This is a genomic window from Thalassospira lucentensis (genome assembly GCF_001613805.1).
Lineage (GTDB): Bacteria > Pseudomonadota > Alphaproteobacteria > Rhodospirillales > Thalassospiraceae > Thalassospira > Thalassospira lucentensis_A.
On record NZ_LPVY01000024.1, the window covers coordinates 40,541 to 52,409 of the forward strand.

Annotated in this window: 10 protein-coding genes; 9 read left to right on the forward strand and 1 reads right to left on the reverse strand. The window is 56.8% G+C overall.

The features are described from left to right. The first annotated feature begins 141 nt into the window (after nt 1-141). The 9 genes from AUP42_RS19480 (at nt 142) to queG (ending at nt 11,082) form a co-directional block, all read left to right on the forward strand. The gene (locus tag AUP42_RS19480) at nt 142-1,671 is read left to right on the forward strand and encodes an inorganic phosphate transporter (protein ID WP_062953271.1); all 1,530 of its coding nucleotides are present in this window, start codon (nt 142-144) and stop codon (nt 1,669-1,671) included. A gap of 262 nt (nt 1,672-1,933) precedes the next feature. Continuing rightward, nucleotides 1,934-2,479: a queuosine precursor transporter gene (locus tag AUP42_RS19485; protein WP_062953272.1), complete on the forward strand. Its 546-nt coding sequence runs from the start codon at nt 1,934-1,936 to the stop codon at nt 2,477-2,479. A gap of 125 nt (nt 2,480-2,604) precedes the next feature. Then, a complete protein-coding gene (gene queA / locus AUP42_RS19490) occupies nt 2,605-3,654 on the forward strand; it encodes a tRNA preQ1(34) S-adenosylmethionine ribosyltransferase-isomerase QueA (RefSeq protein ID WP_062953273.1) in 1,050 nt (349 codons plus the stop codon). Further along, on the forward strand, nt 3,654-4,796 hold the full coding sequence (tgt, locus tag AUP42_RS19495; protein ID WP_062953274.1) for a tRNA guanosine(34) transglycosylase Tgt: 1,143 nt from the start codon (nt 3,654-3,656) through the stop codon (nt 4,794-4,796). Before queA ends, tgt begins: the two co-directional genes overlap by 1 nt. 4 nt (nt 4,797-4,800) lie before the next feature. Then, nucleotides 4,801-5,268: a preQ(1) synthase gene (gene queF / locus AUP42_RS19500; protein ID WP_062953275.1), complete on the forward strand. Its 468-nt coding sequence runs from the start codon at nt 4,801-4,803 to the stop codon at nt 5,266-5,268. 200 nt (nt 5,269-5,468) lie between these two features. Beyond that, a complete protein-coding gene (locus tag AUP42_RS19505) occupies nt 5,469-5,993 on the forward strand; it encodes an RNA polymerase sigma factor (RefSeq protein ID WP_062953436.1) in 525 nt (174 codons plus the stop codon). 139 nt (nt 5,994-6,132) lie between these two features. Next, nucleotides 6,133-7,155: a FecR family protein gene (locus AUP42_RS19510; RefSeq protein WP_082824861.1), complete on the forward strand. Its 1,023-nt coding sequence runs from the start codon at nt 6,133-6,135 to the stop codon at nt 7,153-7,155. 182 nt (nt 7,156-7,337) lie between these two features. Further along, nucleotides 7,338-9,815, forward strand: coding sequence for a TonB-dependent siderophore receptor (locus AUP42_RS19515; protein ID WP_062953438.1), 2,478 nt, complete (start codon nt 7,338-7,340; stop codon nt 9,813-9,815). 112 nt (nt 9,816-9,927) lie between these two features. Then, the gene (gene queG / locus AUP42_RS19520; RefSeq protein WP_062953276.1) at nt 9,928-11,082 is read left to right on the forward strand and encodes a tRNA epoxyqueuosine(34) reductase QueG; all 1,155 of its coding nucleotides are present in this window, start codon (nt 9,928-9,930) and stop codon (nt 11,080-11,082) included. Between the two features lie 2 nt (nt 11,083-11,084). Here queG and AUP42_RS19525 read toward each other — a convergent pair whose 3' ends face one another. Next, nucleotides 11,085-11,861 (reverse strand): phosphodiesterase, encoded by a 777-nt coding sequence (locus AUP42_RS19525; RefSeq protein ID WP_062953277.1) that lies wholly within the window; start codon nt 11,859-11,861, stop codon nt 11,085-11,087. Between the last annotated feature and the right edge of the window lie 8 nt (nt 11,862-11,869).

Sequence of the window (11,869 nt, forward strand, 5' to 3'; positions counted from 1 at the left end):
CGGCCCTGCAATGCGGGGCCGTTTTGCTTTTGGCGGGGGGCTTTGGGACATGACTGTCATAAAAAGGCAAAAAAACCTTAACAAACCGGGTTTGCTTCGACATGATCCGCGCGTCGATTCCCTTTTTAGTAACGGTTGATCATGGTCGCAAAGAAAACCGCTCTGGATAAGGATCTCAAATGGCAGCGCCGCATGGATGCGGGTGTCGGAGAGACTGCTTCCCTGAGTGCGAAGCTCGGACTTGCGCTTGTCTTTCTTTTGGCGTGCAGCGCCTTTGTTGCCTTTCATATGGGTGGCTTGCCGCAAAGTGGGTTCCTGATCGCCGCCGCGGTGATTGGCGGTTACATGGCACTGAATATCGGCGCCAATGACGTGGCCAACAATGTGGGACCGGCGGTTGGTTCAAAGGCGCTGACCATGGTTGGCGCCCTTTTGATTGCAGCCGTGTTTGAAGCCGCCGGTGCGATTATCGCCGGTGGCGATGTTGTCGGCACGATCAAGAACGGCATTATCGACCCGACGCAGATGCCCGATGCGCAGACCTTTGTCTGGGCGATGATGGCGGCCCTTCTGGCAGCGGCCCTTTGGCTTAACCTTGCCACGTGGCTTGGCGCGCCGGTTTCGACCACCCATTCCATCGTTGGCGGTGTGATGGGGGCGGGTATGGCAGCCGTCGGCATTGGCGCGGTCAATTGGCCGACCATGGGCACGATTGCCGCAAGCTGGGTGATTTCGCCGGTTCTGGGCGGGGTGATTGCCGCCGGGTTCCTTGCCTTTATCAAGTTCAGAATTCTTTATACCGACAACCGTGTCGAGGCGGCCCGCAAATGGGTGCCGATCCTGGTCGGTGTGATGGTGTCGGCCTTTACCATGTATCTGATGATGAAGGGGATATCGAAGGTCTGGAAAACCGAGACCTGGCAGGTTGTTCTGATCGGCATTGGTGCGTTTTTCGTGACCCTTTTCCCGGTGCGCAAGGCGGTCCTGCGGGCATCGCGCAGCATGACCGGGCGGCGCAAGGAAATCGCATCGCTGTTTCGTATTCCGCTGATTGTGTCCGCCGCCCTTCTGTCATTCGCGCATGGGTCAAACGATGTGGCAAATGCCATCGGTCCGTTGGCCGCCATCGTTTCGGGTGTTGATAGCGGCCAGATCGTGACATCGGCCCCGATCCCGATCTGGGTGATGGTGATTGGTGCGATTGGCATTTCGGCGGGTCTGATCCTTTTCGGGCCGAAACTGATCAAGACGGTCGGATCGAAAATCACCAAGCTTGATCCGATCCGGGCCTATACCGTGGCGCTGTCGGCGGCATTGACGGTGATTGTGGCGTCCGCCCTTGGCCTTCCGGTCAGTTCGACGCATATCGCGGTTGGGGCGGTGTTTGGCGTCGGGTTCCTGCGTGAAACGCTGAGCCATCGTCGCCGGGTCGATAATGCGCCGATGCTGGTTGGCGAAGATACCGAAACCGACGAACAGAAACAGCATATCGAAGCCCTGCGCCAGCTTGACCCGGCACAGGCCGAAAAGGCCGAGAAGAAACTGCGCAAGCGGTTGCTGGTGCGGCGTCGTTATGCGGTGACGATTGCGACCGCCTGGGTGATCACGGTTCCGGCCGGGGCGTTCCTTGGCGCGTTGCTGTTTTTCACCATTCGCGGGATCATGCTTTAATTCCGACGGAATTAAGCGCAGAATTGAAGTTTCGCGGCACGGTGCTCCTCCTTTTCCCCGGGGCAGCTTGCAGCGATCTGCAGCGGCGGTCAGGCTTTGGTCTGGCCGCCGTTTTTCCTTGACCCTGTGCGGTGGCAAGCGTAATTACCGAAAACATAATTTGAATCAAACCCGTGCCGAATCGTCGCCCAATCAAAGTGGGCCGCGAGATTTCTTATGCGTGCGTTCTGCTTTTGGTCAGGATTTTGGTTAAGGAAAAACGATGAAAGCCATCATTATTGGCGTTCTGGCAATGGCCGTCACGGTTGTTGCATCGAACATTCTGGTTGAATATCCGCTGCCGGGCGTTTTGGCCGACTGGCTGACTTATGGCGCGTTTACCTATCCGGTGGCGTTTCTGGTTACTGATCTGACCAATCGCGCACGCGGGGCCAGGGCCGCACGCGTTGTCGTTCTGGCAGGCTTTGCGATTGCGGTTGTTTTGTCTTTGATCGTCGCAGACACGCGCATTGCCATTGCATCGGGCACGGCGTTTCTGATTGCGCAGATGCTCGACATTACGGTGTTTGACAAGCTGCGCCGGGCGACCTGGTGGAAAGCACCGCTGATATCATCGGGGATCGGTTCCGCTGTCGATACGGCCTTGTTCTTTTCCATCGCGTTCGTTGGTACCGGGCTTCCGTGGCATACGTGGGCGATGGGCGATTTCGCGGCCAAGGTGATCATGGCGCTGACCTGTCTGGCGCCGTTCCGTTTGCTGATGACGGTGGTGACCCCGCGTATGAAAGCAGCCCCTGCCCAAAGCTGATGGCGGGTTGATGCCAGGTGGATGCAGGGCTGATATTCCGACGCGATGCCTTGAGGTTTTGCAAAGAGGGGCGGTATAAAACGCCCCTCTGATTTTTTCTGATAATTGCAGGTTTTGTTTTTCCGATGAAAGTCGATCTGTTCGATTTCGATCTGCCGCGTGAGTGTATTGCCGAACATCCGGCCAATCCGCGTGACAGTGCCCGTATGCTTGATCTGACGGGCGGGGAAACGCACGACCGCATCGTTCGTGAACTGCCCGATATCCTGCAGCCCGGCGACCTTCTGATTTCCAATGATACCCGCGTGATCCCGGCCCGCCTGTTTGGCAAGCGCGGCGATGCAGGCATTGAAGTGACCCTGCACAAGCAGGAAGGTCTTGCACAATGGCGCGCCTTTGCCAAACCGGCCAAGAAGCTGCGCATTGGCGAAACCTTCAGGATTGCCGATGATTTCGAAGCCGAAGTCATGGAAAAGAAAGACGGCGGCGAGGTGTTGCTGCGGTTTAACGTTGCCGGGGCTGATCTGATTGCCGCCCTTGAAAAATATGGCGTGATGCCGTTGCCGCCCTATATCCGGCGCGACAAGGGTGGGGATGATCAGGACCGATCAGACTATCAGACGATTTTCGCCCAGCATGACGGCGCGGTGGCAGCCCCGACGGCGGGATTGCATTTTACCCCGGAATTGCTGGCAGCGATTGATGCGCGCGGTATTGAGCGCCGCACGATCACGCTTCATGTCGGGGCGGGCACGTTTTTGCCGGTCAAGGTCGATGATACCGACGATCACAAAATGCATGCCGAATGGGGCAGCATATCGCCCGAAATCGCCAGCCTGATCAATGACACGCGCGCTAGGGGCGGGCGGGTGATTGCGGTGGGGACGACGTCGCTTCGGCTGCTTGAAAGTGCGGCGCGCGAAGACGGGGTGGTTGAACCGTTCGAGAACGAAACCGACATCTTTATCACGCCGGGATACAGGTTCCGGGCGGTTGATATGCTGCTGACCAACTTCCACCTGCCGCGGTCGACCCTTTTCATGCTGGTATCGGCCTTTGCCGGGTTTGATCGCATGAAGGCGGCCTATGGCCACGCGATTGAACACAAGTACCGTTTCTATTCCTATGGCGATTGCAGCCTGCTTGAATGCGCCAGCAAGATTGAAAAAAGCTGATGACTGAATTCCGTTATGAACTTCTGGCGACCGACGGCAAGGCCCGTCTTGGCCGCATTCATACCGCCCACGGCGTGATCGATACCCCGGCCTTCATGCCGGTCGGAACGGCTGCCACGGTCAAGGGCATGTTGCCGGAAAATGTCGCCGATACGGGTGCGCAAATCCTTTTGGGCAATACATACCATTTGATGCTGCGCCCCGGTGCGGAGCGCATTGCACGCCTTGGCGGTTTGCACAAATTCATGAATTGGGACAAGCCGATCCTGACCGATAGCGGCGGGTATCAGGTGATGTCACTGTCCAAGCTGCGCAAGATCACCGAAGATGGTGTTACGTTCAAAAGCCATATCGACGGGCGCAAATTTGCGCTGTCACCGGAACGGTCGATGGAAATCCAGCATCTGCTGGGATCGACCATCACCATGGCGTTTGACGAATGCACCCCGTTCCCGGCGACCGAGCAGCAGGCCGCAGATTCCATGCGCATGTCGATGCGCTGGGCAAAACGGTCCAAGGATGCGTTTGTCGAACGTGAAGGCTATGCGCTTTATGGCATTCAGCAGGGCAGCGTTTTTGAAAGCCTGCGGCGCGAAAGTTCCGAAAAACTGGCCGAACTTGACCTTCCGGGCCATTCGGTGGGCGGTCTTGCGGTTGGCGAGGGCCAGCAGATCATGTTCGATACACTTGATTTCTGTGTCGATATGCTGCCCGCCAACAAGCCCCGTTACCTGATGGGGGTTGGCAAGCCATCGGACCTTGTCGGTGCGGTGATGCGCGGGATTGACCAGTTCGATTGCGTTTTGCCGACCCGTTCGGGTCGCAATGCACAGGCCTTTACCCATCGCGGGACGCTGAACCTTAAGAACGGCCGTCATCGCGATGATGACCGTCCGCTTGACGATCAGTGCAATTGCCCGGCCTGCACGAAATATTCGCGCGCCTATCTGCATCACCTGATCAAGGCAGGCGAGATTTTGGGTGCGGTTCTGCTGACGTGGCATAACCTTGCCTATTATCAGGACCTGATGCGCGGCATGCGGGACGCCATTGCCGAGGGCCGTATGGAACAGTTCGCCCGTGATTTTTACGCCGGGCAGGAAGGCGGGGACATTGATCCCGTGCCGATCATCGAGGATTAATCACATGGCCGATCAAACCATTTACGACAACCTGACCATGCTGGGCGGGACCACCGAACAGCCCGCCAGCCCGGATGAGGCGGTTCTTGAGCGCGTTTCGAACCCGCAGGCGGGAACGGATTACTGTGTGCGGTTTGTCGCACCGGAATTCACATCGCTTTGCCCGATCACCGGTCAGCCGGATTTTGCCCATCTGGTGATTGATTATGTGCCGGGTGACTGGCTGGTGGAAAGCAAGTCGCTGAAGCTATTCTTGACGTCGTTTCGCAATCATGGCTCGTTCCACGAGGATTGCACGGTCAAGGTCGGCAAACGGATTGCCGATATGATTGATCCGAAATGGCTGCGCATTGGTGGCTACTGGTATCCGCGCGGCGGCATTCCGATTGACGTGTTTTACCAGACCGGCCCGGCCCCCGACGGGGTGTGGATCCCCGATCAGGGTGTGGCGCCCTATCGCGGGCGTGGCTAGTAGCCAGGCTTGCCGGAATTGATGCAAAATTAAAGGCTGCTATCGGGAAACCGGTGGCAGCCTTTTGTTTTGGGGGTACCGGTATGTATAGTTATTAACAATGCGAATTATTCTCATTGTTTTGTGTTATGGTTCTTGCTAATACACGGGCGGAACAGGGGAACCTGTATCATTTGGCAACGGCATGTTTGGGCAAGACCATGGCGCGCAACAGCGCATCGGTTCTGATCGCAAGCTTTCAGGAAAATTACGAACAGCTTTTCCGGTTTCTGACCCGAAAGCTGGGCGGGGACCATGAACGTGCAGCCGATGTCGTGCAGGATACCTATGTGCGGCTTGCCGATACACCCGATCAGGGGGACGTGATCGACAATCCGCGTGCCTATGTCTATCGGGTGGCCGGGAACCTTGCGATTGACGGGATCAGGCGCGAAAAACGCATGACCGCCCATCACGACATGGACGAGGATACCGACGCGATCCACGATCCCAAACCCGGCCCAGAAAACATTATCCTGGATCGCGAACAGATATTACTGCTTGATAAAGCATTGGAAAAACTGCCAGAAAAGCCACGAATGGCGTTGCTGATGTTTCGGGTTGATGGTTTGTCGCACAGTGAAATTGCCAGTCGCCTTGGCGTATCGAACAGCATGGTGGCGAAATATATCGTGCGCGCCCTGCAACATTGCCGCGACGAGCTTCTGCGCGAGGGCAAAAAATAATGACGGAAATCATTGTGGATTTGCCCCTGCCCAAACGTCTTAACAGTAAGGGCCCCGCAACCGGGGCCGGACAGAACCATTTTCGGGGTATCGGGTTTTGAAGACCGGGCATTCGGATCCGCAGTCAACAGACAGGCCAGTGGCGACTGATCTTGGCGATCAGGCGATCGAGTGGCTTGTGATGCTGCAATCAGGCGATGCCACGGCGCGCGATCATGCGGCCTTTGCCGACTGGTGCGCGCAAAGCCCGGATCATGCCCGTGCCGCGGCAGAGGCCCGAAGCCTTTTTGCCGCCGTCGGTCAAACCGAAGCCGCGCAGCAATGGCAGGAAAATCCCGATATCCGGCACGAGATCGGCAGTTTCCAGTCACCCGCGCCGAAGGCCGCACCGATCCGCAGGCAACCTACTCTTCAACCGGCACGACACCGGGCAGTTTGGCTCCGGCCCAGACGCCTTGCCATGGCGGGGGCGATGGTCTGTGCCTTGATGCTGGCGGTGTTTGGCGGGGTGGAAGCAACCGGGCCGATCGCGCGCTGGACATCGGATTACAGTACGGCCATCGGGCAGCAGCGCGTGGTGACGCTTGCCGATGGGTCGGTTGCGCATATGAATACCGCATCGGCCTTTTCCGTTGATTTTTCCGGTCCGCGCCGCGAAATCCGCCTTGCAGCGGGTGAAGTGATTTTTGACGTGGCAAAGGATGCCGATCATCCATTCGTCGTTTCCGCCAATGGGGGGGCGGCGCGTGCGGTTGGCACGGTTTACGGGGTTCGGCTTGACGGGGACGCGGCGAATGTCACCGTGCGCGAAGGCATTGTCGAAGTCACCAGTGGCGATAGTGAACCGGTGCGGATCACGGTCGGGCAGCAGGTGCGTTATGATGGCAATGGCGGGCTGAAAAAGATCACGGATGCCGATCTTGCCGCCTATGGCAGCTGGCAGCGCGGTAAGCTGATTTTCAATCAGCGGACCCTTTCGGATGTGATGACGGAGTTGGAACGTTATCAGCCGGGCAGGATCGTTGTGGCGCGGGATGCGTTGCGCGGGCTTAAGGTTACGGGGGTGTTTGAAACCGCCGACCTTGATGCGATTTTCGCCTCCATCGAACAGACGACGTCGGCGCGTGTCACCCGGTTGCCGCTCCTGACCGTCATCTATTGATCTTCTGCCGGCGGCCAAATCCCCTGTTTTTTGGCCTTTTTCCTGTCTCTTTCCTGCTTCGGAAAATTTTTTGAATTTTTTACTGCAAATCACGTTAGGCGGTTTCGTCTCAGAAATAACAGCGAATGATTTCGGTTCTTAATTTCATTCGCATTGGGGTTTCTGACGAAAAGGCTTATGGAATGAATACAAACGTTTGTGTGGTCCGGCGGATGATGCTGATGGGCTGGAAACGCCGTCTTGCGGTAACCACGGTGATTTCCGGCATCACGGCCATCGCACCGTTTTATGCGATGGCCGCCGATATTGCGCCATCGCGGGACAATGCCGAAATCGCACAGGCGAGCGTGATTGATTTCAACATCCCGGCACAGGACCTTGACCGGGCCCTGACCAGCCTTGCCGATCAGGCAGGTGTGCGTCTGTTCTTCCCGTCCGGCGGGATTTCCGGGGTTCAGGCATCCTCCGTTCAGGGGGAAATGACGGTTGATCAGGCACTGGGGCAGCTTCTGAGCGGGACGGGTTACACCTGGCGCTTTACCGAGGATAACACGGTCACGATTGAACAGATTGCCGCCAGTGGTGAAACGGTTCTTGATCCTGTCCGGGTCGAAGCCAATGCGGTCACCGAAACCGCCGATGGGCCGGTGGACGGGTATGTCGCGACCCAGTCGCGTGCAGCAACCAAAACCGGAACGCCGATCCTTGAAACACCGCAAAGCATTAGCGTGGTGACCAAGGAGCAGATGGAAGATCAGGGATCGCAGACTGTGATGCAGGCGATGCGCTATACGCCCGGTGCCTTTACCGGACAGGTCGGTGCATCAAACCGGTACGATTACATTATCCTGCGTGGTCTGGTGGACCGCAGCATCGATAATATCTATCTCGATGGCCTGAAAACCATGAGCGATGACTCGACCTATAGCTCGATGCAGATCGATCCCTATTTCGTCGAACGTGCTGACGTGGTCAAAGGCCCGGCATCGGTTCTTTATGGCCGCAGTTCGCCCGGTGGTCTGGTGGCACTATCAAGCAAGAAACCGCAATTCGAACAGCAGGGCGAAGTCGAACTTTCCTATGGCAGCCGCAATCAGCGCGGGGTCGGTTTTGATTTCACCGGTCCGCTGGACGAGGCGGGCAAGCTTGCCTATCGCGTTGTCGGCAAGGCCGATGCGTCTGATACCCAGTTTGAAGGCACCGAAGAAGAACGTTATGCCATTGCCCCGTCACTGACAGCCAATATCAGCGATGATACGCGCCTGACACTGTCGGGTTATTTCCAGAAAGACCCGGAAGGCGGCACCCATAATGGCCTTCCGTCCGAAGGCACGCTTTTCCCGCGTAACGGCCAGTATATCTCAAACACTTTCTTTGACGGTGATCCGGCATTGGAAAGTTTCGAGCGCACCCAGAATATGGTCGGTTACGAGTTCGAACATGATTTCGACGATACCTGGACGGTGCGCCAGAATTTCCGCTTCCTTGATGCCGATGTGCATCTTGATCAGATCTATCAGACGGGCTGGAGCGGCACCTCAAACGAATTGACCCGTACCTATGGCGGTGGGGATGAAAGCCTTCGGGCCTTTACGGTGGATAACCAGGCCGAAGCCAATTTTGCCACGGGCGACATCGACCACACGGTTTTGATGGGCTTTGACTATCAGGATCGTAAAAGCGAAAACGAATGGCAGTTCCCCGCAGCATCGAACCTTGATGCCTTCAATCCTGTTTACGGCAATCCGGGGGTAACTCTTGGGGCGCCGACCAGCAGCAACAGCCGGTCTCTTGAACAGGCCGGGCTTTATGTCGAAGATCAACTGGCATATGAAAACTGGCGCTTCTCGCTGGGGCTTCGGCAGGATTGGCTGGAAACCAGCAACTTGGACCGTCTGACCAATGCTGAACAGAGCGAAGATCGCAGCAAGCTGACCAAACGGGGTGGTGTGCTTTACCTGTTTGATAACGGCATTGCGCCCTATTTCAATTATTCGGAATCCTTCAATCCCAGCCTGTCGAGTGACGCATCGGGCAAGCCGCTGGAACCGACCGAAGGCACGCAATATGAAGTCGGTGTAAAGTTCCAGCCCGAAGGCAGCAAAACGATGCTGAGCGTGGCGGCATTCCATATCGAACAGGAAAATGCGGCAGTTTATAACAATACAACTTTTGCATGGGAACCGTCGGGAACGATTGAATCACAGGGGATCGAACTGGAAGCCCGCAGTGACCTGACCGAGAATTTCAGTGTGCTGGCCGGTTATACCTATACCGACGCATCCTATGACGCGCCGGGTTCGGTCAAGGATGGTAACAGCCCGCAGCAGGTGCCGGAACATATGGTGTCGCTTTGGGGGCATTACCGCTTTGATCAGGGGGCGCTTGATGGGCTCGGCATCGGGGCGGGTATCCGCTATGTCGGTGAAACTGCCGCGAATGAGGCGAACACCCTTATGGTTCCGGACTACACACTGGTTGATGTCGTGCTGAACTATGATCTGGCACAGGTTGGCATGAACAATGCCGATTTCCGGCTGAACGTGAACAACCTGATGGACGAGGAATATGTCGCATCCTGCCTGATCACGCAGTGGTCGGATAACTGCTACTATGGCGAGGAACGCACAATTCTGGCGACGCTACGCTATCGCTTCTGATTTCGCCCAGTGTCGACTTAAAGGCCGCAGCCATATGCTGCGGCCTTTTGCGTTTCGGTGACAAACCTATATAAGGCAGCACAGAGAGAGAAAACGACCCAGATGTTTTGCCATGACGGTTGGTGCTGCGATAACCCTTGAAAGCCTTCAGGCCAAAGCCCGTGAAATCGGCTTTGATGTCTGTGGTGTGGCGCGCCCGCAGATTGACGAACGCAATCAGGCGCGGCTCGATGAATTTGTCGCCGCCGCCGAATATGGCACCATGGACTGGATGAACGACCCGGAACGGCTGCCGCGTCGTCGCGACCCGAAAATGCTGTGGCCGGATGTCAAATCCGTCATTGTTCTGGGTTCCAACTATGGCCCGGCGGAAAATCCGCTGACGCTTCTGGATCATCCCGACCGGGCGATGATTTCGGTCTATGCCAGAAATCGCGATTATCATGACCTGATCAAGAAACGCCTGAAACAGCTTGCGCGCTGGATGATGGAACAGGCGCAGAAGTCCGGGGCAGGCGGGGAACAGGTCAAGGTATTTGTCGATACCGCACCGGTGCTGGAAAAACCGTTGGGGCAGGCAGCCGGGATCGGCTGGCAGGGGAAACATACCAATCTTGTGTCGCGCGATTATGGCAGCTGGCTGTTTCTGGGCGAGGTGTTCACGACCCTTGAATTTGATCTGGCAGCGCCGGAAATCGATCATTGCGGGTCGTGCGCCAAATGCCTTTCGGCCTGTCCGACCGATGCGTTTCCCGGCCCCTACAAGCTTGATGCGCGCAAATGCATTTCGTATCTGACGATCGAGCATGACGGGTTGATCCCGCCCCAGTTTCGACGCGCGATGGGGAACCGGATTTATGGCTGTGACGATTGTCTGGCGGTGTGCCCGTGGAACAAGTTTGCCAGCCGGACGCAGGAAATGGCCTTTATCCCGCGCGCCGAACTAACCGCGCCAAGGCTTGCCGATTTCCTTGATCTTGATGACGAGACATTTCGCAGTTTCTTTACCGGATCGCCGATCAAGCGGATCGGGCGGGCAAAGTTCCTGCGCAATGTCCTGACGGCGGTGGGCAATAGCGGGGCGGCGTATCTTGTGCCGCGTGTCGAGGGCCTTTTGACAGACGAAAGTCCGCTTGTGCGCGGGTCTGCCGTCTGGGCGCTGTCGCAATTGATGGATGACAGCGGGTTTGACGCTCTGCGATCCCGTCATGAACGCATGGAAAGCGATCCGGCGGTGCTGGCGGAATGGGCGCGTGAGGCTTCCTGATCCTACTCAAACGGTACCGTTTCATAATGATAACGCACATTGCCCGACGGATCGGCAAGCACGATACCGAACATCGGCTTTAACGGGGCGCGTTCAACCAGTTCTTCTTCCTTTTCATGACGCATGTCGAGAGGTTCGCCCTTCTGGCTGCTGCCACCGACATTGAACGGAATACCCTGCCAGATGCCGTTGCCGGGACGGTGGAGGTGGCCAAGGAAGATATGTCTGACTTGCGGATTGTCCTTGAGGATGGCGGCCAGTTCGGCGTCCGCATCCATCCGGATCGAATCAAGGAACGGCAGGCCCATATCAAGCGGCGGGTGATGCATGAACAGAAAGGTCGGCAGATCGCGATGGCTGGCAAGTTCGCGTTTCAGCCAGTCAAGCCGGGCGTCGCACAATGTACCGTGATGGGCATCGGGCACGATGGTATCAAGCATCACAAACCGGATACCGCCGATTGTCTGGCCATGATTGATAAAGCCGTTTTCATCGCGCGGCGTATCGGGAAAGGCAGCCAGCATCGGTTCGCGGATATCGTGATTGCCCGGGATCATGATAAACGGCATCGCAAGGGTCGCGAACAGTTCGACCGCATGGTCATATTGTTCGGGGCGGCCATGATGGGTGATGTCGCCGGTAATCACGCAGATCGCGGCATCGGCATGATATTCGTTGATTTCGGCAATGACGGCACGCAGCGTTTCACCAGAATGCGGCGGACGCGAAAGATCATCATGGGCCAGCAGATGCGTATCTGAAAGATGTATGAATTTCATAGGGATGC

What these genes read in the sequence shown, in the direction of transcription:
- AUP42_RS19480 (WP_062953271.1), top strand. Translation starts at nt 142, where the DNA reads ATGGTCGCAAAGAAAACCGCTCTGGATAAGGATCTCAAATGGCAGCGC.
- AUP42_RS19485 (WP_062953272.1), top strand. Translation starts at nt 1,934, where the DNA reads ATGAAAGCCATCATTATTGGCGTTCTGGCAATGGCCGTCACGGTTGTT.
- queA (WP_062953273.1), top strand. Translation starts at nt 2,605, where the DNA reads ATGAAAGTCGATCTGTTCGATTTCGATCTGCCGCGTGAGTGTATTGCC.
- tgt (WP_062953274.1), top strand. Translation starts at nt 3,654, where the DNA reads ATGACTGAATTCCGTTATGAACTTCTGGCGACCGACGGCAAGGCCCGT.
- queF (WP_062953275.1), top strand. Translation starts at nt 4,801, where the DNA reads ATGGCCGATCAAACCATTTACGACAACCTGACCATGCTGGGCGGGACC.
- AUP42_RS19505 (WP_062953436.1), top strand. Translation starts at nt 5,469, where the DNA reads ATGGCGCGCAACAGCGCATCGGTTCTGATCGCAAGCTTTCAGGAAAAT.
- AUP42_RS19515 (WP_062953438.1), top strand. Translation starts at nt 7,338, where the DNA reads ATGAATACAAACGTTTGTGTGGTCCGGCGGATGATGCTGATGGGCTGG.
- queG (WP_062953276.1), top strand. Translation starts at nt 9,928, where the DNA reads ATGACGGTTGGTGCTGCGATAACCCTTGAAAGCCTTCAGGCCAAAGCC.
- AUP42_RS19525 (WP_062953277.1), bottom strand. Translation starts at nt 11,861, where the DNA reads ATGAAATTCATACATCTTTCAGATACGCATCTGCTGGCCCATGATGAT.